This is a genomic window from Flavobacterium branchiicola, from assembly GCF_018383905.1.
GTDB classification, from domain to species: domain Bacteria; phylum Bacteroidota; class Bacteroidia; order Flavobacteriales; family Flavobacteriaceae; genus Flavobacterium; species Flavobacterium branchiicola.
On sequence record NZ_JAGYWA010000013.1, the window covers coordinates 26233 to 52381 of the forward strand.

At 33.5% G+C, this 26149-nt stretch carries 27 protein-coding genes; 23 read left to right on the plus strand and 4 right to left on the minus strand.

The genetic code is table 11. The features are described from left to right. Positions 1-9: 9 nt before the first annotated feature. The 5 genes from KHA98_RS22085 to KHA98_RS22105 all read left to right on the plus strand — a co-directional run bounded on the left by KHA98_RS22085 (position 10) and on the right by KHA98_RS22105 (position 4383). Entirely contained in the window at positions 10-1143 is a 1134-nt protein-coding gene (locus tag KHA98_RS22085) for an OmpA family protein (protein ID WP_213260164.1), read from the plus strand. Between the two features lie 127 nt (positions 1144-1270). Continuing rightward, the gene (locus tag KHA98_RS22090) at positions 1271-2731 is read left to right on the plus strand and encodes a hypothetical protein (RefSeq protein WP_213260165.1); all 1461 of its coding nucleotides are present in this window, start codon (positions 1271-1273) and stop codon (positions 2729-2731) included. Positions 2732-2825: 94 nt separating this feature from the next. Continuing rightward, positions 2826-3344 carry a ferritin gene (locus KHA98_RS22095; protein WP_213260166.1) on the plus strand — a complete coding sequence of 173 codons (519 nt, stop codon included), beginning with the start codon at positions 2826-2828 and terminating at the stop codon, positions 3342-3344. Between the two features lie 82 nt (positions 3345-3426). Continuing rightward, entirely contained in the window at positions 3427-3612 is a 186-nt protein-coding gene (locus tag KHA98_RS22100; RefSeq protein WP_213260167.1) for a hypothetical protein, read from the plus strand. Between the two features lie 78 nt (positions 3613-3690). Then, positions 3691-4383 carry a DUF2461 domain-containing protein gene (locus KHA98_RS22105; RefSeq protein ID WP_213260168.1) on the plus strand — a complete coding sequence of 231 codons (693 nt, stop codon included), beginning with the start codon at positions 3691-3693 and terminating at the stop codon, positions 4381-4383. 73 nt (positions 4384-4456) lie between these two features. Here KHA98_RS22105 and KHA98_RS22110 read toward each other — a convergent pair whose 3' ends face one another. Then, a complete protein-coding gene (locus tag KHA98_RS22110) occupies positions 4457-4789 on the minus strand; it encodes a single-stranded DNA-binding protein (protein ID WP_213260169.1) in 333 nt (110 codons plus the stop codon). Between the two features lie 177 nt (positions 4790-4966). Between KHA98_RS22110 and KHA98_RS22115 the strand changes: the two genes are divergently transcribed. Genes KHA98_RS22115 through KHA98_RS22135 form a run of 5 tightly spaced genes read left to right on the plus strand, consistent with a single transcriptional unit; the run spans position 4967 to position 10555 of the window. After that, positions 4967-6493, plus strand: coding sequence for a carbon-nitrogen hydrolase family protein (locus KHA98_RS22115; RefSeq protein ID WP_213260170.1), 1527 nt, complete (start codon positions 4967-4969; stop codon positions 6491-6493). After that, positions 6493-6840: a hypothetical protein gene (locus KHA98_RS22120; RefSeq protein ID WP_213260171.1), complete on the plus strand. Its 348-nt coding sequence runs from the start codon at positions 6493-6495 to the stop codon at positions 6838-6840. The genes KHA98_RS22115 and KHA98_RS22120 overlap by 1 nt, the downstream gene beginning before the upstream one ends. Before the next feature lie 11 nt (positions 6841-6851). Beyond that, positions 6852-9242: a M28 family peptidase gene (locus KHA98_RS22125; RefSeq protein WP_213260172.1), complete on the plus strand. Its 2391-nt coding sequence runs from the start codon at positions 6852-6854 to the stop codon at positions 9240-9242. Positions 9243-9263: 21 nt separating this feature from the next. Next, complete coding sequence (locus KHA98_RS22130; RefSeq protein WP_213260173.1) at positions 9264-10133, plus strand: tetratricopeptide repeat protein; 870 nt, start codon at positions 9264-9266, stop codon at positions 10131-10133. A gap of 2 nt (positions 10134-10135) precedes the next feature. Then, a complete protein-coding gene (locus KHA98_RS22135) occupies positions 10136-10555 on the plus strand; it encodes an SRPBCC family protein (RefSeq protein WP_213260174.1) in 420 nt (139 codons plus the stop codon). A gap of 54 nt (positions 10556-10609) precedes the next feature. Here KHA98_RS22135 and KHA98_RS22140 read toward each other — a convergent pair whose 3' ends face one another. After that, positions 10610-11005: a rhodanese-like domain-containing protein gene (locus tag KHA98_RS22140; RefSeq protein WP_213260175.1), complete on the minus strand. Its 396-nt coding sequence runs from the start codon at positions 11003-11005 to the stop codon at positions 10610-10612. Positions 11006-11154: 149 nt separating this feature from the next. Here KHA98_RS22140 and KHA98_RS22145 point away from each other — a divergent pair, with 149 nt between their 5' ends. The 11 genes from KHA98_RS22145 to KHA98_RS22195 all read left to right on the plus strand — a co-directional run bounded on the left by KHA98_RS22145 (position 11155) and on the right by KHA98_RS22195 (position 22705). Continuing rightward, the gene (locus tag KHA98_RS22145) at positions 11155-12057 is read left to right on the plus strand and encodes a LysR family transcriptional regulator (protein WP_213260176.1); all 903 of its coding nucleotides are present in this window, start codon (positions 11155-11157) and stop codon (positions 12055-12057) included. Beyond that, on the plus strand, positions 12042-12491 hold the full coding sequence (locus KHA98_RS22150) for a GNAT family N-acetyltransferase (protein ID WP_213260177.1): 450 nt from the start codon (positions 12042-12044) through the stop codon (positions 12489-12491). The genes KHA98_RS22145 and KHA98_RS22150 overlap by 16 nt, the downstream gene beginning before the upstream one ends. Before the next feature lie 77 nt (positions 12492-12568). Further along, positions 12569-13384 (plus strand): NAD(P)H-binding protein, encoded by an 816-nt coding sequence (locus KHA98_RS22155; protein ID WP_213260178.1) that lies wholly within the window; start codon positions 12569-12571, stop codon positions 13382-13384. A gap of 72 nt (positions 13385-13456) precedes the next feature. Continuing rightward, positions 13457-15340: a DUF2207 domain-containing protein gene (locus KHA98_RS22160; protein WP_213260179.1), complete on the plus strand. Its 1884-nt coding sequence runs from the start codon at positions 13457-13459 to the stop codon at positions 15338-15340. A 72-nt stretch (positions 15341-15412) separates the two neighbouring features. Then, positions 15413-15889, plus strand: a complete 477-nt coding sequence (locus tag KHA98_RS22165) for a methylated-DNA--[protein]-cysteine S-methyltransferase (protein ID WP_213260180.1) — start codon at positions 15413-15415, stop codon at positions 15887-15889. 169 nt (positions 15890-16058) lie between these two features. Beyond that, the gene (locus tag KHA98_RS22170; protein ID WP_213260181.1) at positions 16059-16772 is read left to right on the plus strand and encodes a 3'-5' exonuclease; all 714 of its coding nucleotides are present in this window, start codon (positions 16059-16061) and stop codon (positions 16770-16772) included. A gap of 90 nt (positions 16773-16862) precedes the next feature. Beyond that, on the plus strand, positions 16863-17936 hold the full coding sequence (locus tag KHA98_RS22175) for a winged helix DNA-binding domain-containing protein (protein WP_213260182.1): 1074 nt from the start codon (positions 16863-16865) through the stop codon (positions 17934-17936). Positions 17937-18046: 110 nt separating this feature from the next. Beyond that, on the plus strand, positions 18047-19486 hold the full coding sequence (locus KHA98_RS22180) for a nucleoside recognition domain-containing protein (RefSeq protein WP_213260183.1): 1440 nt from the start codon (positions 18047-18049) through the stop codon (positions 19484-19486). Positions 19487-19833: 347 nt separating this feature from the next. Then, positions 19834-20295, plus strand: a complete 462-nt coding sequence (gene tnpA, locus KHA98_RS22185; protein ID WP_213260184.1) for an IS200/IS605 family transposase — start codon at positions 19834-19836, stop codon at positions 20293-20295. Positions 20296-20299: 4 nt separating this feature from the next. Continuing rightward, positions 20300-21028 (plus strand): hypothetical protein, encoded by a 729-nt coding sequence (locus KHA98_RS22190; RefSeq protein WP_213260185.1) that lies wholly within the window; start codon positions 20300-20302, stop codon positions 21026-21028. Positions 21029-21100: 72 nt separating this feature from the next. Then, on the plus strand, positions 21101-22705 hold the full coding sequence (locus KHA98_RS22195; protein ID WP_213260186.1) for a fumarate hydratase: 1605 nt from the start codon (positions 21101-21103) through the stop codon (positions 22703-22705). 122 nt (positions 22706-22827) lie between these two features. Here the strand turns inward: KHA98_RS22195 and KHA98_RS22200 are convergent, their stop codons facing one another. Together KHA98_RS22200 and dinB are read right to left on the minus strand one after the other, a co-directional pair. After that, positions 22828-23328 carry a PAS domain-containing protein gene (locus tag KHA98_RS22200; protein WP_213260187.1) on the minus strand — a complete coding sequence of 167 codons (501 nt, stop codon included), beginning with the start codon at positions 23326-23328 and terminating at the stop codon, positions 22828-22830. A gap of 91 nt (positions 23329-23419) precedes the next feature. Further along, on the minus strand, positions 23420-24502 hold the full coding sequence (gene dinB / locus KHA98_RS22205) for a DNA polymerase IV (RefSeq protein WP_213260188.1): 1083 nt from the start codon (positions 24500-24502) through the stop codon (positions 23420-23422). A gap of 139 nt (positions 24503-24641) precedes the next feature. Here dinB and KHA98_RS22210 point away from each other — a divergent pair, with 139 nt between their 5' ends. After that, positions 24642-25376, plus strand: coding sequence for a metallophosphoesterase family protein (locus KHA98_RS22210; protein ID WP_213260189.1), 735 nt, complete (start codon positions 24642-24644; stop codon positions 25374-25376). A 48-nt stretch (positions 25377-25424) separates the two neighbouring features. Next, positions 25425-25955, plus strand: coding sequence for a DUF6646 family protein (locus tag KHA98_RS22215; RefSeq protein ID WP_213260190.1), 531 nt, complete (start codon positions 25425-25427; stop codon positions 25953-25955). The last annotated feature ends 194 nt before the right edge of the window (positions 25956-26149 follow it).

Sequence of the window (26149 nt, forward strand, 5' to 3'; positions counted from 1 at the left end):
CAATTAACAATGAAAAAAATTGTAATTACTCTGGCATTAGCTTTAAGCATTATGTCTGTAAATGCACAAACGGAAACTAAAGCTACAGATGATTTTAATAAATGGTCTGTCGAGCTTTCGGGTGGTTTTAACAAACCTCAACGTCCCTTAACATCAAATTCTTATTACACAAGAATAATCAGCCCGTTTACAGTTGATCTTGGAGTAAGATATATGTTTAACAACAAGTTTGGTTTGAAAGCTGATTTTGGATACAATGATTTAACAGAACAAAAAAACAGTTCTATTGCTTTTGATTCTAAATACTACAGAGCAGACATTCAAGGTATCGCAAACTTAGGCCGTATCATGAATTTTGAAACATGGACTAAAACAATTGGTTTATTAGGACATGCCGGTATTGGAGTTGGTCAATTAAAAAGTGATGCTTTTCAAGGTAACGACATGATAGGAAATATCATGGGAGGTCTTACCGGACAAATCAGACTAACAGACCGAATTGCTTTGACAGGTGATGTCACTACAATTTTTAATGCTTTTCAGGATCACACTTTTGATGGTGTATCACCAACAAACGCAAGAGGATTTTCAGGATTACTGTTTAACGGAACTGTCGGTTTGCAGGTTTACTTAGGCAAAGCCACAAAACATGCTGACTGGGTTGTAATTTCAGATCAAACAGATCTTACACCATTAGAAAACAAAATTGCTGACCTTGAAGCTTTAGTTAAGAAAACTCCGGAAAAAGTAATTATAGAAAAACCTATAACAACCAATGTTGTAAGTGATAAAGATATCGTTAAAGAAATGATCAATGATAAATATTACAGTGTTTACTTTGACTTTAACAAATCTACTCCAATCGAAAATTCTACTGCTGCTATTGATGCTGTCTTAACTTATTTAAGAAAAAATCCTTCGGCATCTCTTGATATTATTGGCCATGCAGATCAGGTTGGAAGCGAAGCTTACAATGAAAAATTATCAAATGCAAGAGCAAACAATATAAAAACTATTTTTGAAAAAGCAGGAATTTCGTCTTCAAGACTAAACGTTGTTTCTCAAGGAGCAGATAATTCAATTGCAAAAGAATCTGAAGAAGCAAGAAGATTAGCAAGAAGAGTTACTTTTACAGTAAAATAAACTTACTATAAATAAAAATATGAGCCCTAGATGGAAATTCCATTTAGGGCTTTTTTACTTCTCGATTTTCTTATTTAATATCATTAATTTCCTTAAATTTGAGAAAGACATTTGACTACAAACACCAATGAAAAAACTATTGCTTTTTCTTTTATTATTCTCAAAATCATCACTTTTTAGTCAAACGGTATTAAATTCTTTTCCTATACACCTTAACAAACCACTGGAAAATGGACAGATTTTAAATACCGAAGATGTAAAAACTCATGATGTTTACGTTTTTGCGGCAGACAACAAGAACACTTTTATATATAAATACAATAAATTTCTATTCCTTACCAATCAACTTACAGATTCTATAAACAACATAGAAAACAGAAGTCTAATTGGCCACAGCATTAGTGAAGATGGAAATCCAACACTTTATTGGGGTTCAGACACTGCAAGAAACATCAGAATTATTAAATATTATTTTGAGACTAAGACTTCCAGAGCTTTAAATTTTGAATTTCCGGATTATTCAGGAAGTCTGATTACCTCATTTCAGAAAAACAACATCTTCTATATTCTTTCTAAGGAGAAAAATGAGAATCATTTGCTTCTTTATGAATTTAGCAATGGAAAATGTGAAATAAAAATGTTCGATTTCTCCTCTTTTATATTCAAAAATGAAAAAGGTCAACGATTTACATTTAGTTCACTGATTCAATATTTTCCAATCGAAAATATAGACTCTGATAATTTTAATCCTTTAGAAAAAAGTGTCAATAAAAGCAAGATGTATGTTCTGGATAATCATATTATTCTAACATTAGATTACAATTCAAAGCAAACACATGTGTTCGATTTAAATCTGGAATCTCTTGATGTTACAGAGAAAATATTTAATCAGCCGGTTTCTAAGAAACAATCTGCATCGTCAAATTCCTTTTATCTGGAGAATAAATTACTTCAAATCAATGCAAATAACGAAGAGCTTTTGTTTGAAATTAAAGATTTTGAAAGTGGAAAGAGTATCAAAACGGTTTCAGTTTCAAAAAATGACACTATTCGTTTTAAAAATTCTCCCCTTTTTATTAAATCAAACGGACAAAGACCTGAAAAATTGAAAACAACAAGTAAGTTCTTAAAAAACTTATCGATGGTAAATGTGGGGGTTTCTGCTTTTAAAAACAAAAACAATACATTTATAACCTTTGGCGGATTTGCTGAGTATGAAGTTTCAATTCCAAATTTTGACTACAGACCAAGTGATTATTTTGGAGGTTTTAATGACCGATATACACAATACGCAAATAAAATGGTTTTCTTTGATGCCATGCTGGATTCTAAATTTGATTTTACAACCAACGAACAACCAGAAATTTTAGCGATTGATAATGTTTTTTATTTTATGAGCAAAAATAAAAACATTGCCTTAGAGCATATTCTTAAACTACAGGACTATTACATTTTAGGCTATTATGATTTGTATTCAAAGAAATATGTTATCCGTAAATTTACAGATGGTTTTATGAATGAGGACAACGGAAATCCTATTATCAATAAGGCTCAATTTACTAAATCTGTACCCTTAAATCGAAATTAAATTTATTGAGAATCAATCCAAATGTCTACTGTTTTCATCATTTCGAAAAAACGGTATGGATTATTTTTGTTAATTTTACACAAAAGACATCATTATGCTAGCAAAAAATATTGAATCAGCTTTAAACAAGCAAATCCGCATAGAAGCAGAATCTTCGCAAACTTATCTTTCTATGGCTTGTTGGGCTGAAGTACACGGATTAGAGGGAATCGCTCAATTTATGTACACACAGTCAGACGAAGAGCGCGCACACATGCTTAAATTAGTAAAGTATGTAAACGAACGCGGAGGACACGCTCAGATTACAGATCTAAAAGCACCAAAAACAACATATTCTACTTTTAAGGAAATGTTTGAGGAACTTTACAATCATGAACTTTTTGTTTCGAAATCTATCAACGAATTAGTACATATTACTTTTGAAGAAAGAGACTATGCAACACATAATTTCTTACAATGGTATGTTTCTGAACAAATCGAGGAAGAAGCTACAGCTAAATCTATTTTGGATAAAATCAACTTAATTGGTGATGACAAAGGCGGACTTTACTTGTTTGATCGTGATATTCAGCAATTAACAGTTACAAGCTCGATTGCAATCAATCCAAAATAAAAAAAGTTAAAGTTTATTTAGAATACTTAAAAATAACTTTTTTGATATATATTTGTCTCTGTTTTTATAATACAGAGGAAAATTGGGCAAGAAAGAAAAAGACAAGGACAAGAAAAAGGATAAAAAGAAGAAGAAAAAAGCTGAAATCCTTGATAAGATTAAGAAGATTGAAAACTGTAAATCTTCTTGTTGTGAAAAATACAAGAAAAGCGAAAAGAAACGCTGTTCTCGTTGTCCTATGTTTGATTTATTCAAAAAAACGGCTTAACAAAATATAGTAAAAACCCACCAAAATTTTCGGTGGGTTTTTTATTTTTAAATTAGCATCTTCAGATTTTATACAATTATGGAAAACAGCCTTACAATCCCGAAATCTAGTCTTGATTTTTTAGTACAACTTAAAGATAACAACAACAAACCTTGGTTTGAAGCTAATAAACCACAATATTTAATCGAATTAAATCATGTTGAGAATTTTGCTGGTGCATTATTAAAAGAACTTTCTAAAACTGATGTTTTAGAAAATACTTCCGGTAAAAAAAGTGTTTACAGGATTTATCGTGACATTCGTTTTTCTAAAGACAAAACTCCTTTTAAACATTTTTGGGGAGGAAGTTACACACGTGCAACTGCTACCAGGCGCGGTGGTTACTATTTTCATTTAGAAAAAGGGAATAGCTTTTTTGCTGGTGGTTTCTGGGGACCAAATGCAGCAGATTTAAAAAGAATTAGAGCTGAATTTGCCCATGATCCTGAAACTTTTCAGGAAATATTGAATTCAAAATCTTTTATCAGCAATTTTGGAATTTTACAAGGCGAGCAACTCAAAACAAAACCAAAAGGTTTTGAACTGGATCACCCAGCCATCGATTTACTTCGTTACAAACAATTTCTGGTTATTAAACGCTTTAGTGACGAGGAAGTTTTAAGTCCTAACTTTTTAGAACTGGCTTTGGATGCCTTCAAAAATATGAGACCTTTTTTTGATTATATGAGCGAAGTGCTCACAACCGATATTAATGGCGCTTCGGTTTTATAAATAAATCTAAAAGTTAAACCCGACAGATTTTGAAAACCTGTCGGGTTTGATTCACGTGGCGCTTAATTAATAATTATTTACTCAGCAATAAAATTTCGTTTACAACAACTTCGGTCACATACTTCTTTTCACCGTTTTTGTCTTCATAAGTGCGATGCGTTAATTTACCTTCAACGGCAACTTCTTTCCCTTTTACAACATACTTTTCAATAATTTCTGCTGTTTTTCCCCAGGCCGTTACACGATGCCATTCGGTTTGCTGCACTTTTTCGCCCTTTTCATTTTTGTAATGGTCATTTGTTGCAATCGTTAAATGCGCTAACTTTTTTCCATTTTCTAATGTTTTAATTTCCGGATCATTTCCAACGTTCCCGATTAATTGTACTTTGTTTTTCATTGCGTTCATGGCGTATACTATTTAAATGTTCATATAAAGAATTCGTTCATCAAATTCAACAAGGCAAAATTGCGTCACTCTCCCCTAATTATTCGGTTGACAACTATTTACTTTCGGTTGTAATTATTTGTAAGCGTTTGTAAATGGAAATTATTTTTCCTATATTTGAGATAAATCGTACAATATATGCAGGCAGAAATCAAAAAAGTAGAATTAAGAAATTTAGAATTTGTCGATTATAAGCAGTTGAAAAATTCAATGGTTGAATCTTATCCTGAAATGGCAGATTCGTATTGGAGATCGGCAGACATAAAAAAACTTCTTTCGGTATTTCCCGAAGGACAATTAGTAATATTAGTTGATGGTGCCGTTGTTGGCTCCGCATTATCGCTTATTGTCGATGAGAAATTAGTAGACAAAAGACACAATTACAAACAAATTATTGGCGATTATAGTTTCTCGACTCATAACCCAAATGGTGAAATCTTATACGGAATTGATGTATTCATTCACCCAAACTATCGTGGCTTGCGTTTAGGCCGACGTCTTTATGATGCCCGAAAAGAACTTTGCGAACAGCTTAATTTAAAAGCTATTGTATTTGCAGGGAGAATTCCGAATTACAATCAGTTTTCTAAAAAATTTACTCCTAAAGTTTATATTGAAAAGGTAAAAGACAAAGAATTATACGATCCTGTATTGTCTTTTCAGTTAAGCAACGATTTTCACGTACTCAGAATTATCAAAAATTATCTTGAAGGCGACGAAGAATCTAAAGAATTTGCTGTTTTATTAGAATGGAACAATATTTATTATGAAGAAAATCCAAAACTGATTAATCTTGAAAAAAGTGTTATTCGTTTAGGATTAATTCAATGGCAGATGCGCCAGCTTAATAATCTTGACGCTTTATTTGAGCAAGCCGAATTTTTTATCGATGTCGTTTCGGGCTACGGAAGTGATTTCGCATTGTTTCCCGAACTTTTCATCGCTCCGTTAATGGCCGATTTTAATCATTTATCAGAAGCCGAAGCTATTCGTGAACTTGCCAGATATTCTGAACCAATCAGAAAGCGTTTTCAGGAATTCTCTATTTCATACAATATCAATATAATCACAGGAAGTATGCCGTATATGGAAAACGGTAATTTATACAATGTTGGTTTTTTATGCAAAAGAGACGGAACTTCAGAAATGTATACCAAAATTCATATTACTCCCAACGAGGTTGTTCACTGGGGAATGAAAGGCGGATCGCAATTTAAAACCTTTGATACTGATTGTGGTAAAATTGGAATTTTAATCTGTTACGATGTTGAGTTTCCGGAGCTTCCGAGACTTCTGGCAGATGAAGGTATGAATATTCTGTTTGTCCCATTCTTAACTGATACCCAAAATGGTTATACCCGAGTAAAACACTGTTCGCAGGCACGTGCCATCGAAAATGAATGTTATGTAGCCATAGCAGGTTGTGTGGGCAATTTACCAAAAGTGAACAATATGGATATTCAATATGCACAGGCCTCTGTATTTACACCGTCTGATTTTGCTTTTCCAAGTAACGGAATTAAAGCCGAAGCTACTCCAAATACTGAAATGACATTAATTGTTGATGTGGATTTAAACTTATTAAAAGAACTTCATGAACACGGAAGTGTAAAAACATTAAAAGACAGAAGGACAGATTTATATGAAATAAAAAAGATAGAATAATGAAGACATGCCTCGAATGTTCTGAAAAAATTGTCGGCAGAGAAGACAAGAAATTTTGTTCTGATAGTTGCCGAAATGCCTACAACAATAAAATAAACAAGGATAGCACTAATTTCATGCGAAATGTAAACAATAAGTTACGAAAAAATTACCGTATTTTGTCGGAATTAAATGTTGAAGGAAAATCAAAAGCAACACGCGATAAAATGATTAATAAAGGTTTTGATTTTGATTTCTTTACCAATATCTTGCAGACCAAAACAGGCAATACCTACTATTTCCTGTATGACCAAGGATATCGCTCTTTGGACAATGATTATTTTATGCTTGTTAAAAAAGAAATATAGTACAGTTTGTCATGAAAAAAAACCCCACCTCAATTCTAGGCTTTCTTTGTGTTTTAGCAATTTTGGGCATTATATATGCCACAATGATGCCACAATACGTTTCGAGAGAAGAAGAAGCTCTTGCTGAATTCTCTACCGAACGAGCCTTAAATCAGGTTGAAATTATTGCACAAAAACCCCATTATGTAGGTACAATAAATCATGAACTAGTTGCTAATTATTTAAAACTGGAGTTAAACAGAATTGGTTTAGAAACCAGTGTTCAGGAAGGATTTACACTTAATGATAAAGGTCTATTAGTAAAATCTAAAAATATTCTCGCCCGAATTAAGGGTACAAACAATACAAAGGCACTTTTATTACTTTCTCATTACGACAGTGCGCCACATTCTTTCTCCAAAGGTGCAAGCGACGATGCTTCCGGAGTTGCTACAATTCTAGAAGGTATTCGTGCTTTTTTATACTCCAAACAACCTCAGAAAAATGACATCATTATTCTATTTTCTGATGCAGAAGAGTTAGGTTTAAACGGAGCTGCTTTATTCGTCAACAAACATCCTTGGGCAAAAGATGTCGGTTTGGTTCTTAACTTTGAAGCCAGAGGTTCTAACGGCCCAAGTTATATGCTAATGGAAACCAACAAAGGAAATCAGGCACTTGTAAAGGAATTTGCAAATGCTAAAACATCTTATCCCGTTTCAAACTCGTTGATGTACAGTATTTATAAAATGCTTCCAAACGATACTGATTTAACGGTTTTTAGAGAGCAAGGTAATATTCAGGGATTCAATTTTGCTTTTATTGATGGACATTTTAATTACCATACCCAACAAGACGATGTTCAGCATTTAAATAAAATGACACTAGCGCATCAGGGAACTTACTTGATGCCTTTATTAAAATATTTTTCGAATGTTGATTTAAATGCAACTAATTCAACAGAAGACGAAGTGTATTTTACGGTTCCTTTCTCCTTCATTAATTATCCTTTTTCATGGGTTATGCCGATGACCTTAATTGCTTTAGGATTATTAATTATCTTTATTTTTATCGGAAAAGCCAAACATATGGTCAACTTTAGAGACATATTTAAAGGCTTTGTTCCTCTTTTGGGCGCTATAATTATTTCCGGTTTAGTTACTTTTCTTGGATGGAAAATCGTTTTGCAGATTTACCCTCAATATTCAGATTTATTAAACGGCTTCACATACAACGGTCACGCTTATATTGGCGCATTTGTTACTTTAAGTATCGCTATTTGTTTTGCATTCTATCATCATTTTTCTGAAACAAAAGTAACAATGAACCATTTTGTAGCTCCGTTACTACTTTGGATCATTATCAATGCATTTATTGCGAATAATTTGACTGGTGCAGGTTTCCTGATTATTCCGGTTTATTTTGGAGTTATTTTATTCGGAATCTATGTGCTTACGCAGCACAATAGCATGGTTTTAAACTTATTGTTCGCTATTCCGGCTTTGGCAATCGTGGCTCCTTTTATTGTCATGTTTCCTGTAGGTTTAGGATTAAAAATTCTTTACGGAAGTGCAGTATTAACGGTTTTACTATTTGGTTTAATACTTCCTGTTTTTGGATCTTTCATAAAAAAAGGAATCTGGACAATGTTCTTTTTTGCGATTTCAATTGCATTTTTTATCTACGCCGGATATAATTCAGGTTATGAGCATGGCAAAGCAAAATCAAATAGCTTATTGTATGTTTATAATGCCAATACCAATTCGGCAGTCTGGACAACTTATGATGTTAATCTGGACGACTGGACAAAATCATATTTAGGAGAAAAAAATCAGAAAGCGGTAGGTTTAAATAGTCTTCCAATTGCCAGCAAATACAATTCTGGCTTTACTTACAGTGCGATCGCTCCGGTTGTTGATGTTCCAAAACCAACTATTGCGTTCTTAAAAGACAGTGTTGTTGGAAATAACAGATATTTAAAAATCAAAATAACGCCAAATCGTAAAGTAAACCGTTACGACATTTTCGCCAATCCAAAAATGACTTTTTACAACTTTAAGGCAAATGGTGTTTCCGCTTCGGGCGCAAAAACAAATCGTCTGGAACATGACGGAATGAAAATTCTATGCTATTATGTTGTAGGGAATGAACCTCTTGTCATGGACTTTTACATCAATAAGTCGTCTATTTTTGATATGGATTTACTAGAAAGTTCATTTGATTTAATGACGAATCCGTTACTTAAAGTAAAACCAAGAAGTGACTGGATGATGCCAACTCCATTTGTTTTAAACGATGCTGTTGTAATTCAGCAAAAAATAAAAAGATATGTCGCTCCTGTTGCACCAATCGTAACTGCACCAGTAAAAGACAGTCTGACAATCGTAAAAGACAGTTTAAAACCAGCCCTAAAAACAGAATAAAACGCATTCAATAATTTAACCATGAAAAAGAATTTCCTGCTTTTTGTCACATTAATAAGTTTTTCGACTATTAAAGCACAGACTATAGAAGACAAAATAGCTATAAAAGCATGCGATTGTTTGCAAAAAAGTGCAAAGGTTACCGAAACTATTTTTAGAGATTGCTTAACAAATTCAATGTCTGAAACCATACTTGCAGAAAAAGATCCTAAAGTAAGAGAATCTATTAATACGGTTGACGGCATTAAAAGCATGATTATAAGAGCGACTGAAGTGGTCATAAAAAAATGTCCACAACTAGTTCCTGACAAACCAGAAGATAAAACGGCTGTTTTTTATGCTGATTCCAAAAATCCAAAAGCACAAAATTTTTACGCCTCTGCAAAAGACTTCATGCGCAACAAAAACTACAAGCAGGCTATAGAAAGTTTGCTGTTGTCCTTAAATGAAGACCCAAATTTTGTACTCGCACTTGATGATATTGCGGTTTGCTACAGACAATTGGATGATTATGATAATGCTATCAAATATTATAAAAAATCACTTGCTGTATTTCCCGAAGGTAATCTTGCTTTGATGAATATTGGCGTTGTTTATTCTTTAAAGTCTGATTTTAATACCGCAATCGAATATTACGAAAAACTGATCAAATTTGAACCGGAAAATGCTGAAGGCTACTTTGGTGCCGGAAAAAATTATTTCCTTCTAAATAATGACGAAATGGCTCTGGATAATATTTTCCTGGCTCATATTATCTACAGTAATGAAAATTCAGAATATTCTAAAGATTCTGAACAGCTTCTTGGGGCTATTTACCAAAAAATGAAATCTGAAAATAAAGAAGATCTATTCAAAAAAATTGCAGCTAAAAACAATGTTAAAATTGAATAAGTATGGCAACAAATATTTCTGTTATAATACTGAATGCTCCGGCTGAAAAAGTCTGGAATGTTTTAACTCAGCCAGAAATTGTCAAACAATGGCAATACGGAAGCGATTTAATTACCGACTGGAAAGTGGGAAATGAAATTCGATTTAGAAATGAATGGGAAGGACAGGTTTTTGAGCAATGGGGAACCGTTTTAGAAGTCATTCCAAATCAAAAAATCAAATATTCTCTATTTTTTCCAAGACCGGAACTGGAAGACAAGCCGGAGAATTATTTCATTATGAGTTATATTCTAACAGAAGAAAATCAGAAAACAAAACTCGAAATTATTCAGGAAGATAATCGTCCCGGTGCCGTTCAGGAAAAACCTCAGGGTGAAGAAAATCCGATTCTTCAAGGTTTGAAAGCCTTGATCGAATCTTAGCGATTATAAAAAATAAGCAAAGACAAACTTTTCGATCAAAGTTTGTCTTTTTTTTTAACAGGCACATTCAATTTTGAGTCCTGTCTTTTCTCCTTTTGTTCCTTCGGTTGCATAACCATCAAACTTCCACCATTCAATTCCTCCTATTAATTCTTTTACTTTAAATCCGAGTTTTGTCATATTCAAAGCGCCTTTAGTTGATGCATTACAACCAATTCCATCGCAATAGGTAACATACAAAACATCACGATCCAGATGTTGCGTGGTTTCTAAATTCATTTCACGATGCGGAATATTTATAGCATTCGGAATATGTTCCGCTTCAAAGCCAAAAGCCTTTCTGGCATCAAGCGCAATCACTTTTTCACCATTATTTAAGGCATCAAACAAATCTGAAGGATCCATTTCAAAAGCTAACTTGTTTTCATAATGTTTAATTTGTGCTTCCATTTTAATTTTGTTTTTAAGGTTTTGTTTCTCCAAAAGTATCATGATTATAACTCTCATAAAAACGAAAAGAATTCATGTTCAGCATTACTTTTTTTCATACAAAACCCAATGTAAAATTTTGTTACTTTGTGTATTAATCTAGATAAGAAATGGAAATACGCCACTTAAAATTGATCAAAGCGATTGTTGAAGAAGGAAGCATTACCAAAGCAATCGACAAACTTCACCTTACCCAATCGGCTTTAAGCCATCAGCTCAAAGAAGCAGAATATCAATTAGGCACGGCCATTTTTTTAAGAACCAACAAAAAACTGGTGCTCACAAAAGCCGGTGAAAAAATATATAATCTTGCCAACGAAATTATAAGCAAACTGGCAGAAACTGAAGCTCAGATCAAACAAATGGTTTTTGGTGAATATGGCGAAATCCGAATAAGTACTGAATGTTTCTCCAGTTATCACTGGCTTCCGTCTGTTTTAAAGCAATTTCATCTCCTTTACCCCAATGTCGAATTAAAAATTGTTGCCGAAGCGACTCATATTCCGCTGCAAAAAATTCTGGAAAACACCATCGACATTGCCATTATAAGTGATCAGATTAAAGATAATAATATAAAATACATCGAACTTTTTCAGGATGAAGTAGTAATGGTTGTTTCTGAAAATCATGCCTGGACTGATAAAAAGTATGTAGTTGCTGAAGATTTCATCAATGAGCATTTGATTATTCATTCATTACCACTAGAAACAGTTACCATACATCAGTTTCTTTTGGCTCCGGCAAAAATCTCTCCGAGAAAAATAACACCAATGCCATTAACAGAAGCTTCTCTGGAAATGGTTAAAGCTGATATGGGTGTCATGTCGATGGCAAAATGGGCACTTCTGCCCCATTTAAAAACCAGTCCGATTAAAGCCATCAAAGTTGGAAAAAATGGTTTGAAAAGAAAACACTTCATCGCCGTAAGGGCAAATGAGAATTATCCGGACTATTTTCAACATTTTATTCATTTTTTACAAAACGAAATTAACCTGCAATGGAATATTCAATAAGAAACTGTGAAATTAACGACCTTTCTAAATTGGTCATTTTATGTCAAAAACATGCCGAATTTGAACGTGCCGAATATTCATCAGAAGGAAAAGAAGAAACTTTAAAAAATGCTTTATTCTGTGAAAATCCAAAATTGTTCTGTCTCGTTGTAGCCACAAAAGAAACCATTATTGGGTATGCCTCATATACTTTTGATTTTTCGACCTGGGATGCTGCCTCTTTTATGTACATGGATTGTTTGTTTCTTGAAGAAAAAGCCCGCAATTACGGAATTGGCGAATTACTAATTGAAAAATTAAAAGAAATTGGAACTCAGAACAATTGCGTTAATCTGCAATGGCAAACACCAGAATTTAACGAACGAGCCATTAAATTCTACAATAGAATTGGCGCAAAAGGAAAAGACAAAGTTCGATTTACTTTAACTTTGTAAAAAATTAATCTCGCAAAATCGAAATGACAAACGTTGCGTCTTAGCGACTTTGCGAGATTAATACATAAAATAAAAAAATGAAACAAATAAGCATATTAGGCTGTGGCTGGCTCGGATTACCTTTGGCAAAAAAGCTAATTGAGAAAGGAAATTCAGTTAACGGATCAACAACCTCAGAAAACAAACTTTCTGTTTTAAAAGATTCACGAATAAATCCGTTTTTAATAACTGTCGAAAGTGATAGTGTTTCTGAAAACATCAATGCTTTTTTAGCTGAAAGTGAAATCTTAATTATAGATATTCCGCCCAAATTACGAACTGTAGATCCTAATTCTGACCAAAAAGTTTTTGTCAAAAAAATCCAAAATCTAATTCCTTTTATAGAAAAATCGTCTGTAAAGAAAGTGCTGTTTGTAAGTTCAACATCGGTTTATGGCGATGATAATACTGTTATTACAGAAAAAACGTCTCCAAATCCAGAAACAGAAAGCGGTAAACAATTATTTATGGCCGAAAATCATCTTCGTGAAAATCAAAATTTTGAAACTACAATTTTACGTTTCGGAGGATTAATTGGAGAAGATCGTCATCCTGTTAAACACCTTACCGGAAAAGAAAATATCGAAAACCCGGATGCACCCGTTAATTTAATTCACCAAAACGATTGTATTCTGATCATTGAAGAAATCATAAATCAGTCCATTTGGAATGAAGTTTTCAACGCCGTTGCACCTTTTCACCCAACAAGAGAGGAGTATTATACCCAAAAAGCGATTGAAAAGAATTTGCCTAAACCGAAATTCAGTTCTGAAAAATCAAACATTAAAAAAATCATTTCAAGCGAGAAAATTGAAAGTATTTTAAATTATAAATTTGGATTGGAGGATTATTAAAACTTACAATCCCATAGATTTTAAAATAAAAAACACTATTTTTCCTTCAGCAAAAAACATTTGTTTTTCCACATGAAAAAATTCCGCTTTCTATTTTCCTTTTGCCTTTTATTATTTTCTTTTCTACAAAGTTATGCTCAGGACGAAGCTTATTCTTCTGATATAAATGAAAATCCTGAAAAAATAAAGCAATTTCACACTGATATTTTCTTAAAAGAGAATGGAAATATCATCGTTACCGAAACTATAAAAGTTTATGCAAAAGGCGAGCAAATAGATCACGGTATATTTAGAGAACTTCCGTTGATAAGTAATTCATCAAAAGTTTCTAAAAACACTTTTTACACTGTTTTAAATGTGACCAAAGATCACTACAAAGAGCCATATCATATCGATGAAGATTCTGAAACATTTAAGATCTATATTGGCGATAAAGATCATATGCTTTCAGAAGGGACTTACACCTACCAATTGACTTATGAAGTCGAAGCACAAATACATTCTTATGATGAATTTGATGAAATCTATTGGAACGTTACCGGAAACTATTGGCAGTTTGAAATTGAAAATGTAACCGCAAAAATAACTTTTCCAAAAGGAGCCAAAGCTTTTCAAACCTATTGCTACACTGGGATTTTAGGATCGAAAGCGCATGAATGCGACGCTAAAATAATTGGCAATTGTGTTTATTTTACTTCCAAAAATCTAAAGAAAGAAGAAGGTTTTACCATTGCAGCAGGTTTTCCTAAAGGAATTATTCATCAGCCATTTTTTTCGCCGCATTATAAATTGGAGGAATTTTTAGCTCCGGATAAAATACTATTAGCAATCGCATTTGTTTCGATTTGTTTTGCATTTTACTATTTTTCATGGAAAAGATATGGTGAAGATCCATTGTTAAAAGATGAAAACAGCAAAATCGATTTAAAAAATCTATATTCTCCAGCATCTTTATATTACTTAAAAGAACGTTACGTCTCGACACAAACACTTTTGATTGCGATAATTAATCTTTCTATGAAAGGAGCTATCCAAATTTCTGACAATGGAAAAGAAAACTGGGCAGATGAGTTTCAATATACTCTTAAAAAAACAAACGCAACAACAGATTTAACTAAAGAAGAAAATACAGTTTTAGAAGCTTTATTTGAAGAAAATGATTCGTTTGTAATTGATAATAAAACCTACTCAATCTTCAATAAAGCTAAATATGTCCTTCAGGAATCACTCGAAAGCCAGTATAACTTAAAGAACTATTTTTCGAGTAATTATAAACAAATTTTACTTGGTTTTGCAATTACAATTTCTGCATTATTAGGATATTGCCACCTTGCAAAAGGAACCATTTTTTGGGCCGCTATTTCCGGATTTATGTTTTTAATATTCAACATATTAATTATAAAATCACTTTTCAAAGCAATTATTAAAGTTAACGTTGGCGGAATTTTAATTTGCCTCTTTCTTTTAGTCTTTACAGGTGTTTTTTGCTTTGGGTCATTTTTTGCGATCAATGTAGATAAAAGCTATTCGATCCTAAATTTACTGGTTCTCTTTACAATCATTTCCGGATTTAGTATCTATTTGAGTTTGATAAGTGCCTACACTGAACTCGGAATTGAAACAAAATCTCAAATTAAAAAACTGAAACAGTATTTATTAGATTACAAACCCGAAGAAAATGCAACTGCAATACGCATTTATGAAGAAAATCTACCTTATGCCTTTGCATTGGGAATTGAAGAGGAATGGAATAAAAATTTTATTGATATTTTAAAAAGACTGAACTATACTAATAATTGGATCAAAACGACTAACACTTCTTCGGGATTTTCGATTAAGCTAATAACAAACTTTAGCTCTACTTACAACACGTTTTCGAGCAGCTCAGGCAGCGGAAGTTCCGGTGGAGGGAGCTCTGGTGGCGGAGGTGGTGGTGGCGGAGGCGGCGGCTGGTAAAATCTACATTAAACTCAGAATGAACTAATCAGGTTTAAAATATTTACGATCTTTGTAATTGAAAATCAAAATATGGAAACAGTCTTCATCAACTCACCATTAGGAATCACCAAAATTATTGGAGATGAAAATGGTATTGCAGTAATTTCTGTTTCAGACGTTGGTACAAATGAAGTTTCTAAAACCATTCCCGATGTTTTAAAAGAAGCCGTTTTACAACTAACTGAATACTTTGAAGGAAAAAGAACCGACTTTGATCTAAAATTAAACCCAAAAGGAACTGAATTTCAACAGAAAGTATGGAAATCATTACTGGAAATTCCATACGGAAAAACGGTAAGCTATATGGATCAGACCAAAAAACTAGGAGATGTAAAAGCAATTCGCGCCGTAGCATCGGCAAATGGTAAAAATCCGCTTTGGATTGTAGTTCCTTGTCACCGGGTTATTGGCACAAATGGCTCACTAACCGGATATGCCGGTGGATTATCCCGTAAAAAATGGCTTTTGGAACATGAAAGCCCTTCTCTTCAACAAAGTCTATTTTAGTTTTCGCCACGAATTTCACCAATTTGCACGAATTTTTATTCGAATAAAACTAAGAAAAAACTTTCTTTTTGTCATATTCTTGTTTTAGTTTATTACCAATTTGTGTATATTTATCCACGCAAAGAATTAGTGGAATTCGTGAAATTCGTGGCAAAACCACTACCATACTATGATTGAAAAAATAAACCTCAATAACATTTTATTTCTTGATATAGAAACTGTTCCCGAAGAGGAAAACTTTAATTTGCTTGATGCCGAGATGCAATCGCTTTGGGATTTAAAAACGCAATATCAACGAAAAGACGATTTTACTCCCGAAGAATTTTATGAGCGTGCCGGAATTTGGGCTGAATTCGGAAAAATAATCTGTATTTCTGTTGGCTATTTTACAATTAAGGGAGATGTTCGAAATTTCAGAGTGACTTCGTTTTTTGGTGAGGAAAAAAAGATTCTAAAAGACTTTAATAATCTTCTGAATAATCACTTCAATCAGCCACAACACCTTTTATGCGGACACAACGCTAAAGAATTTGATATTCCGTTTATTGCACGCCGAATGATTATCAATCAAATTGCTATTCCTGATAAACTGAACTTGTTTGGGAAGAAACCTTGGGAAATTGCACATTTAGATACTTTAGAATTATGGAAGTTTGGTGATTATAAACATTTCACCTCTTTAAAATTGTTAACCAAAATTCTCGGGGTTCCATCGCCAAAAGGCGATATTGACGGAAGTCAGGTAGGACATGTTTATTATGTCGAAAAAAACATTGACAGAATTATAACGTATTGTGAAAAAGATACTATTGCAGTAGCACAGGTTTTTTTACGCCTACGCCGGGAAGATTTACTCATAGATGATGAAATTATTCATGTATAGATTTTTTGAGGTACAAAGTAGCAAAGGTTCAGAGGTACTAAGATTGAAACGCAAAGTTTAAATGAACTTATATCACTTATATGGTTTAAAATGACACATCAGGAAATTTCACATCATCGGCTGGTTTCTCAAAAACTTTATAAGACGAGCTCAAATTCGCCACAGGAAATTGTACAGCATTTGGGCGCAATGCAGGCGCAGGATTATGCGATGGCGAAATGGGCAATTGGTTCCCGTGGCACTTCTACTGAAGCAGAAATAGAAGAAGCCATAAATTCAGGAAAAATTATTCGAACTCATATTCTTCGGCCAACCTGGCATTTTGTTTCTGCTGATGATATTTACTGGATGCTAGATCTTTCTGCTCCGCAGGTAAAGCGTTTTACAAATTCTGCGAGTAAAAAATATGGCTACGATGCCAAAAAACTGGATCAGGCAAATAATGCAATCCAAAAATTACTAGCTGGAAACAACCATTTAACCCGCGAAGAAATCATGTTGGAGCTCAATATCAAAAAAACTTCAAGTGATGATTTTTTGAGTGCAGCAATCATGATGAATGCAGAACTTGATGGTTTGGTCTGCAATGGAAGAATGAAAGGTAAGCAAATTACTTATGCTCTTCTTGAAGAACGTGTTTTGAAACCAATAACTAAATTATCTAAAGAAGAAGCGCTGTCAAAATTAGCCCTGCGATATTTTGAAAGTCATGGTCCTGCAACGTTACTTGATTTTTCGTGGTGGTCTGGTTTTCCGCCTACTATTTGCAAAATTGCCATTAATGCAATTGAGTTGCAACTAAATAATATTACTATTGATAATCAGCAATATTGGTTTAAAAAAGAGTATTCTGACGCAGACAACTTCTGCGAAAGCGTACATTTTCTTCCGGCATTTGATGAGATTCTAATTTCTTATAAAACTCGCGAAGTGGCCATTTTATCAGAACATCAATCAAAGGCTTTTACAAACAATGGTATTTTTAAACCTGTAATCATGGAAAATGGAAAAGTCATTGGAGTCTGGAAAAGAACCATAAAAAAAGATCATGCTAAAATAGAAGCGCATTTTTTTAACGAACCTGAAAAAAATAAAAAACAACTCATTTTTCAGGAAATCAAATCTTTTGAAAATTATCTGGAAACAAAAATTGTTATCGAATAAATTTAATTTCATCTAAAAAATTGTTGTTTTAGAGAAATACTTCCGGTTTCAGCATCAAAATCTTTGTGCTTATTATGGCTAAATAATTACATTTACAAAAAATTACAATTATGGTATTAAGCAGATTTTGGTTAGCGATTTTTATTTCTTCAATTGTCTTTATTGTAGTGAGTTTATTTACAGCCAATACTTATACTATTGATTCTGTTTTGAATGGAAAGAAAGACGACCCAATCTTAGTTTCTGAAAAATACATTCATGAACTTCCTGCTTTCATCAAAGACAGCATTTCAAAAGCTAAAGATCAAACCATGATCGTCAATCGTGATACGCTAAATGCCGACACGACTTATGTTTACAAAAACAAAACGGTAAAAATTTACAGCGGTCTTCAAAAATCGGATGGTTTATTACCTACTTGTAAAAGCACTTTGGTCGATTTAATCCTGCCTCTTATTGCTTATCTGGCTTTTTTCTGCGGATTAATGGAGCTTTTAATCATTTCTGGAGCTTCGGGAAAATTAGCGAAAGGATTAAGTCCGGTATTTGTAAAAGTATTCCCGAGTATTCCTAAAAACCACCCTTCGATTTCTTACATGACTTTAAACTTTGCTGCCAATTTCCTTGGATTGGATTCGGCTGCAACTCCTTTTGGACTTAAAGCCATGGAAAGTTTACAGGAAATAAACCCCGAAAAAGATAAAGCCAGTGATGCACAAATTATGTTTATGTGTCTGCATGCTTCTGGTTTAACTTTAATTGCAACTTCTATCATTGGATACCGTGCTGCCGCAAATGCAAGCAACCCGGCCGATGTAATGTTGCCTTGTATCATTACATCATTTATTGGAACAATTGCAGCTTTTCTTTTAGTTGGAATCAGACAAAAAATCAACTTTAAAAGTGCTTCACTTGTTATTGGTTTAATGGTTCTAATTGCGGCAATTGTTGGTTTATTAATGTACGTGAATCACTTGGATTTAATTGGAAAAAATTATTTCACTTCTAATCTTTCAGGATTAATTCTACTTGCTATTATTGTCTTTACCTTGATTTTCTCTTTCATGCATGAAAAGAAATTTATTGAAGCTAACACAACGGTTTTTGACGCTTTTGTGGTTGGAGCAAATAATGGTGTTAAAACAGGTGTCACCATTTTTCCTTACGTTCTTGGGATGTTAGTTGCTATTTCGCTATTCAGAAACAGTGGTTTATTTGAAATTATTAGTGACGGAATTGGATTTGTGTTTTCAAATCTGGGCGTTAGTAAAGAAATTACTAATGCGCTTCCTGTTGCCATGCTTCGTCCTTTTAGCTCCGCAGGATCAAGAGGATTCCTTATTGATTCTATGAATACTTTTGGCGCAGATTCTCTAACAGCAAGATTGAGCAGTATTTTTCAGTGTAGTGCCGAAAGTACTTTTTATGTTATTGCGGTGTACTTTGGTTCTGTAAATATTAAAAACACTCGTTATGCTTTAGGAACCATGCTTCTGGTTGATTTGATTTGTGTGATTACCGCGATTTTTGTGGCGACCTGGTTTTTTTAACATAGACTGGACTGAAGTCCAGCCCTACAATATGATTTGAGCCGTTGGCTCAATTTCTGTTCCTGAGGAACAATTGGTATTGTATGGTTGGACTTCAGTCCTGTTTTTTATTGGTAATCTAGATCGCAATTCAAAAAAATGTTCCACAGGAACAAGCAATATTATAGGGCTGGACTTCAGTCCTGTTTTTTAATAGTAACCCAAAAGGCAATCCAAAAAAATGTTCCAGAGGAACAATCAATATTGTAGGGCTGGACTTCAGTCCAGTTACAATTATGGAATAATGCAAAATATTTATAAGATAATTCGTATTTTTATAAAAAATATTTATCAATAAATAATATAAAATGCCAAACACATTTCATCAGGTTTATATACAAACCGTTTTTGCAGTTAAGTACAGAGAAGCATTGATTATCAACGAATGTAAAGCAGAAATATTCGGCATAATTGGAAATTTAATCAATAAAACGGGTTGCAAAACAATAATTGTAAATGGTGTTGAAGATCATGTTCATTGTCTTTTGGCACTTAAACCAACAATCTCGATTTCAGATTTAATGAAAGCGGTAAAAGGAAAATCCTCTAGATATATCAACGAAAATAAATTGACAAAGGATAAATTTGAATGGCAGGAAGGTTATGGAGTCTTTTCCTATAGTAAATCTCAAATTGATTCTGTCTATAAATATATTGCAAATCAGGAACAACATCACAAAAAACAAAGTTTTAATGATGAATATCTAAATTTTCTTAATAAATTCAGCATTCAATACGAAGAAAAATATATTTTTGAGGCACTAAAATAAACACATGAAAATCCACACTTTATTCTTTTTACTTCTTTTGATTGGTTGCCAAAAACCGAAACCTGCTGAGTCAGCAGCAAAAAAAACTGTTTCAGAAAAGCACAAAGTTGCCAACGTTGCAGATCCTTTTATTTCATCGGATACCATACATTTTTATGCTGAGGGAGAAACATCCTCTACCAACTATATTTTAGCAAATCTAGTTGATCAAAAAGTAGATAAGGACAGTATTGTAATATCAAGATATCAGCTAGATTTTTATGAAAATAAAACTAAAACAGCATCTTCAAAAGTAACAATCAATGGCTACGAAAAAGGATCAGAGTGGAGTGCTACATACGGTTTAAGTTCAGAATCGACCAATACATCTTCTTTTATTCAGGTAAGTTTTGGCTATCCGGCATGCGGATATAATCAAAGCCATTATTTATACCATCTGAAAAACAAAAACCTGCAACTCGTTTACGAATGGGACTCAATGACTGACAGCGGCTGGGGAAGCTGGGTTGAGTTTGATAACCCAACTGCCAAAAATGATCCTGAAACATTCTATTGCAAGAGAGTTGCATTTGAACCGGAAGAAGATGATGACAACATGGGAACCGTTACGCATTCTGATTCGATTGAATTTCGCTTAAGCGGAAATCACTGGAAAAATCAACTTCTTTCTGTGCAGGAAAAAGTATATTATCAGAAGAAAGTTTCTTTTGATGACTTTTATAAACAGAAATAAAGTCCACAAAACAAGGCTAATTCAAATTCTTTCTTAGGTAAATAATTTCTAACTTTGTAAAAAAACAAAGCAATGATTGATTTTATATACCAAGATCCTTATCCAATTTTGAAGGATGATACGCAATATCGCAAAATTACTTCTGATTTTGTAAAAACAGAACAATTCGGTGAACGTGAAATTTTAACTGTTGATCCAAAAGGTTTAGAGTTATTAGCTGAAGAGGCGCTTACTGATGTTTCGTTTATGCTAAGAACAACGCATTTGCAAAAACTAAGAAACATTCTTGATGATCCGGAAGCAACTGACAATGATCGTTTTGTAGCTTACAATTTATTACAAAATGCTTCTGTGGCTGTCGAAGGTCAATTACCAAGCTGCCAGGATACCGGAACAGCAATTGTAATGGCAAAAAAAGGTGAAAACATCTTTACAGGTGCCGATGATGCAGAATGGCTAAGCAGAGGGATTTTTAATACGTACCAGAAACGTAATTTACGTTATTCTCAAATTGTTCCAATTTCGATGTTTGAAGAAAAGAATTCAGGTTCTAATCTTCCGGCTCAAATTGATATCTATGCTAAAAAAGGAGCTTCTTACGAATTCTTGTTTATGGCAAAAGGTGGCGGGTCTGCGAATAAAACCTACTTATACCAACAGACAAAATCGTTATTAAACGATAAATCAATGGATGCTTTTGTTCGTGCAAAAATCAAAGATTTAGGAACTTCTGCTTGTCCTCCATACCATTTGGCTTTAGTAATTGGTGGAACTTCTGCAGAAGCGAACTTAAGCGCTGTTAAAAAAGCATCTGCGGGTTATTATGATCATTTGCCAACTTCAGGAAACATGGCCGGTCAGGCATTTCGTGATTTAGAATGGGAAGCACGTGTTCAGAAAATTTGTCAGGAAAGCGAAATCGGAGCTCAGTTTGGAGGAAAATATTTCACACATGATGTTCGTGTAATTCGTTTGCCACGTCACGCGGCTTCTTGTCCGGTTGGATTGGGAGTTTCTTGTTCTGCAGATAGAAATATTAAAGGAAAAATTACAAAAGACGGAATCTTCGTTGAGCAATTAGAAGTTAATCCAAAACAATTTTTACCAGAAACGGCTCCGCATTTAGAAGCTCCGGTTGAAATTGATTTAGATCAGCCAATGTCAGATATTCTGGCTACATTATCAAAATATCCAATCAAAACGCGTTTAAAACTAAACGGAACTGTGATTGTTGCACGCGATATTGCACACGCAAAAATTAAAGAATTACTAGACGCCGGAAAACCAATGCCGGAATACTTTAAAAATCACCCCGTTTATTATGCGGGACCAGCAAAAACTCCGGAAGGAATGGCTTCAGGTAGTTTTGGACCTACGACTGCCGGGCGTATGGACGTTTATGTTGACGAATTCCAGAAACATGGCGGAAGTATGGTTATGCTTGCTAAAGGAAATCGTACTAAACAGGTTACAGATGCCTGCAACAAATACGGTGGATTCTATTTAGGTTCTATTGGAGGTCCTGCTGCTATTTTGGCGCAAGACAACATCTTAAAAGTAGAAGTTGTTGATTTTGAAGAATTAGGAATGGAAGCTGTTCGTAAAATCACTGTTAAAGATTTCCCTGCTTTTATCATTACTGATGATAAAGGAAATGACTTTTTTGAAAATTTATAGTTTTTTTTAGTGACTAAGATTCTAAGGTACTGAGATACTAAGCTTTTTTTAAATAATGAAAACCGCCTTTTGGGCGGTTTTTGCTTTTATATACTTTTTGTAATTCTTAAACTGTATTTCTTTTAAGCACTTTTAACTTCTTTTTCGAATGCTATGAAATGTGATACTTTCCCTTTTAAATTGTAAACAGGGACTGCATCTACACTGCATCTGTACGTTTCTCCATTTTTTTTATAATTATCTAGTGTCTTTTTAAAAGGAATATTTAGCTGAATTGCTTCTTTAATCTCTTCTAAAACAATTTTGGATGTAGCTGGTCCCTGAAATATTTTTGGCGTATGCCCCAAAACTTCATCTTCTTTATAGCCAGTCATTCTTCTTATTCCGTTTGAAGCAAAAATAATTTTTAAACTCAAATCTGTAATGAGAACAACTTCATTTTTAATTCTTTCTTCAATTTTCAGATCTTCCATATTCCAGTAAAACTGATCTGAAATTTCATTGACTTTTTTCAAATCGGCAAAAGTAGATTTTAATTCATTTAAATATAAATAATGAAAATCCCAGGACATTAGAGGTACTGAATGGCGACAAGAAGTTTCTTTATAATTATTGTCTTTCATCTGAATAATATTAAATGGTACTCTCTCAAAGATAGAAAGAAAATTCTTCACAAAAAAATACTAACGTTCAATTTAAGCAAAAATTAATGTATCAAAATGCAAATTTAAGTTGTACTACTACAGCTTTTCTCTCTTCAATATTTAAGTTGTTCAGCGAAATGCCAAGTAAACGAACAGAATCTTTCATTTTTTCCTGATATAATAATTCTTCCACAATTTCCATAATCAGACTTTTATCTGATATAAAATAAGGCAGCGTTTTACTTCTGGTCTGTTGAGTAAAATCGCTGTATTTTATTTTCAAAGTAACGGTTTTCCCCGATATTTCATGTTTTTTTAATCTTTTTTCTAAAGATGTAGCGATTCTATCCAGCTGTTCGAGCATAAAGATTTCCGAAGATAAATTGACATCAAAGGTATGTTCTGCAGCAACCGATTTGGTTATACGATGTGGTTTTACTTCACTGTTATGAATACCACGAACGACATTGTAATAAAAAGCCCCCGATTTTCCAAAATGCTTTTCAAGAAACTCCAAAGATTTACTTTTTAAATCTGTTCCTGTAAAAATCCCTAACTGATACATTTTTTCTGTAGTTACTTTTCCAACGCCATAAAACTTCCGAATGGGCAATTCTTCCAAAAACTCCAGAATTTCATCCGGATTAACTGTCTTTTGTCCATTTGGTTTATTGATGTCACTCGCAATTTTAGCCACAAATTTATTGACCGAAATTCCGGCAGAAGCTGTAAGACCAACTTCGTTCAGGATTCTTTGCCTTATTTCCTGAGCCAATAAACCGGCACTCGGATTTCCTTTTTTGTTTTGAGTAACATCCAGATAAGCTTCATCTAAAGAAAGCGGTTCAACTAAATCGGTATATTCATGGAAGATTTTATGAATTTTTGAGGAAATCTCTCTATAACGATCAAATCTTGGTCTGACGAAAATAATCTCGGGGCAATATTTTTTAGCCAAAACGCCACTTATTGCACTGCGAACGCCAAATTTTCTAGCTTCATAACTTGCTGCCGAAACTACTCCTCTGTTTTCTGACCCTCCAACTGCGACAGGTTTGCCGCGTAACATTGGATTATCCATCTGCTCGACCGAAGCATAAAAAGCATCCATGTCGATATGGATAATTTTGCGATATGTTGGCACATCTGACATTATGCAAATTTAGAAAGTAAAGCCATAAAAAAGCATCGCAAATAGTTATAAATAATATCAATTTTTAAAGATTGCAAAAACGATGAGATCAAACCAATTATTCTTTCTATTTTTGCTTTTCTACACGAAAAATTAAATAATGCGAACATTTGTTATAGGTGACATTCACGGCGGATTACTTGCACTGGAACAAGTGATAAAAAAAGCCGAAGTCACTACAGAAGATACTCTTATATTTCTAGGCGATTACGTGGATGGCTGGAGTCAGTCTGCAGAAGTAATCGACTATTTGATTGATTTAAAAAGCAAACAGAACTGCATTTGCATTAGAGGAAATCACGATCAGCTGGCCTTAGAATGGCTTGAAAACCGTCATGATGACCTTGATGAGGAAATGTGGTATAAACATGGCGGAAAAGCTACAGTAGAGGGCTATTCGAAGATGTCTGAAGAGAAGAAGAAAACGCATATTGCTTTTTTAGAACAGCTGAAGGATTATTATCTTGATGATGAAAACCGTTTATTTGTTCATGCCGGATTCACTAATTTAAATGGTGTAGTCTGGGAATACTTTCCGAAATTATTTTACTGGGACAGAACACTCTGGGAAACCGCACTTTCTTTAGACCCAAACTTAACACCTGACGATTTATACTATCCTAAGCGTTTTACTGTTTATAAAGAAGTTTATATCGGCCATACTCCTGTTACCCGAATTGGACAGACAGTTCCAGTTCAAAAAGCTTGTGTCTGGAATGTGGATACAGGCGCTGCATTTAAAGGGCCTTTGACGATTATGGACATTGATACCAAAGAATTCTGGCAAAGCGATCCGTTAAATGAATTATATCCTGACGAAAAAGGTAGGAATTAATCCATAAAAATTTAATTTTGCATTTTAAAATAATTAATATTTAAGTTTATGAAAAAGGTTATTACACTTTTGTTTTTAGTATCATTCGGATTTGTTAATGCTCAAAAAGCATTTACAGGAAAAGGAGATGTAAGAGTTAATGTTGGTGCTAATTTACAAGATGGTGGTTCTGGAATTCAAGGATCTGTAGATTTTGGTTTAGGAGAAAATTTCTCATTTGGTTTTGTTGCCAATTATTTATTGGGAGTTGATAATTTTACTGGTTTTTACCACGGAAGTTCATCAGCTTACAATGATCAAACTCCTGATTTCTCTGATCGTTTTGATGCAAAAGCGAGAATTAATGCTAATTTATCAAGCGTAATTGGAGTAGAGCAATTAGACATTTATCCAGGTCTAAGTTTAGGTTTACACAATTTTGGAGGTCATGTTGGAGGTCGTTATTTCTTCACAGACGGATTTGGTGTATTTACTGAAGTTGGATTCCCAATTGCAAAATACGGAAGTAACAATGATCCGTTTTACCATTTAAATAATCAGGCAACTTTCAGTTTAGGAGCTTCTTTTAATTTAAATTAAACTTAAACCATTTGGTTTTGCTAAAAAGAAAGTTTTAAAAGGTCAAAAGAAAGAATGGCCATTTATATTGAGTTATCCTGAAAAAGGTTGACTGAATTGATAATATAAAATTAATTAAATCGGAACAGAATTGCTTTTGTTCCGATTTATTTTTTTCCATGTTTTCAATTTTACTTGATTTTGCAAATGAGCTT

Bases quoted from the DNA above. Each gene is read 5' to 3' on its own strand.
- KHA98_RS22145 (WP_213260176.1), top strand. From the start codon at position 11,155: ATGGAAATACGCCACTTAAAATTGATCAAAGCGATTGTTGAAGAAGGA.
- KHA98_RS22135 (WP_213260174.1), top strand. From the start codon at position 10,136: ATGGCAACAAATATTTCTGTTATAATACTGAATGCTCCGGCTGAAAAA.
- KHA98_RS22170 (WP_213260181.1), top strand. From the start codon at position 16,059: ATGATTGAAAAAATAAACCTCAATAACATTTTATTTCTTGATATAGAA.
- KHA98_RS22150 (WP_213260177.1), top strand. From the start codon at position 12,042: ATGGAATATTCAATAAGAAACTGTGAAATTAACGACCTTTCTAAATTG.
- KHA98_RS22120 (WP_213260171.1), top strand. From the start codon at position 6,493: ATGAAGACATGCCTCGAATGTTCTGAAAAAATTGTCGGCAGAGAAGAC.
- KHA98_RS22125 (WP_213260172.1), top strand. From the start codon at position 6,852: ATGAAAAAAAACCCCACCTCAATTCTAGGCTTTCTTTGTGTTTTAGCA.
- KHA98_RS22155 (WP_213260178.1), top strand. From the start codon at position 12,569: ATGAAACAAATAAGCATATTAGGCTGTGGCTGGCTCGGATTACCTTTG.
- KHA98_RS22085 (WP_213260164.1), top strand. From the start codon at position 10: ATGAAAAAAATTGTAATTACTCTGGCATTAGCTTTAAGCATTATGTCT.
- KHA98_RS22110 (WP_213260169.1), bottom strand. From the start codon at position 4,789: ATGAACGCAATGAAAAACAAAGTACAATTAATCGGGAACGTTGGAAAT.
- KHA98_RS22130 (WP_213260173.1), top strand. From the start codon at position 9,264: ATGAAAAAGAATTTCCTGCTTTTTGTCACATTAATAAGTTTTTCGACT.
- tnpA (WP_213260184.1), top strand. From the start codon at position 19,834: ATGCCAAACACATTTCATCAGGTTTATATACAAACCGTTTTTGCAGTT.
- KHA98_RS22165 (WP_213260180.1), top strand. From the start codon at position 15,413: ATGGAAACAGTCTTCATCAACTCACCATTAGGAATCACCAAAATTATT.
- KHA98_RS22190 (WP_213260185.1), top strand. From the start codon at position 20,300: ATGAAAATCCACACTTTATTCTTTTTACTTCTTTTGATTGGTTGCCAA.
- dinB (WP_213260188.1), bottom strand. From the start codon at position 24,502: ATGTCAGATGTGCCAACATATCGCAAAATTATCCATATCGACATGGAT.
- KHA98_RS22105 (WP_213260168.1), top strand. From the start codon at position 3,691: ATGGAAAACAGCCTTACAATCCCGAAATCTAGTCTTGATTTTTTAGTA.
- KHA98_RS22215 (WP_213260190.1), top strand. From the start codon at position 25,425: ATGAAAAAGGTTATTACACTTTTGTTTTTAGTATCATTCGGATTTGTT.
- KHA98_RS22180 (WP_213260183.1), top strand. From the start codon at position 18,047: ATGGTATTAAGCAGATTTTGGTTAGCGATTTTTATTTCTTCAATTGTC.
- KHA98_RS22175 (WP_213260182.1), top strand. From the start codon at position 16,863: ATGACACATCAGGAAATTTCACATCATCGGCTGGTTTCTCAAAAACTT.
- KHA98_RS22210 (WP_213260189.1), top strand. From the start codon at position 24,642: ATGCGAACATTTGTTATAGGTGACATTCACGGCGGATTACTTGCACTG.
- KHA98_RS22195 (WP_213260186.1), top strand. From the start codon at position 21,101: ATGATTGATTTTATATACCAAGATCCTTATCCAATTTTGAAGGATGAT.
- KHA98_RS22095 (WP_213260166.1), top strand. From the start codon at position 2,826: ATGCTAGCAAAAAATATTGAATCAGCTTTAAACAAGCAAATCCGCATA.
- KHA98_RS22160 (WP_213260179.1), top strand. From the start codon at position 13,457: ATGAAAAAATTCCGCTTTCTATTTTCCTTTTGCCTTTTATTATTTTCT.
- KHA98_RS22115 (WP_213260170.1), top strand. From the start codon at position 4,967: ATGCAGGCAGAAATCAAAAAAGTAGAATTAAGAAATTTAGAATTTGTC.
- KHA98_RS22090 (WP_213260165.1), top strand. From the start codon at position 1,271: ATGAAAAAACTATTGCTTTTTCTTTTATTATTCTCAAAATCATCACTT.
- KHA98_RS22140 (WP_213260175.1), bottom strand. From the start codon at position 11,005: ATGGAAGCACAAATTAAACATTATGAAAACAAGTTAGCTTTTGAAATG.
- KHA98_RS22200 (WP_213260187.1), bottom strand. From the start codon at position 23,328: ATGAAAGACAATAATTATAAAGAAACTTCTTGTCGCCATTCAGTACCT.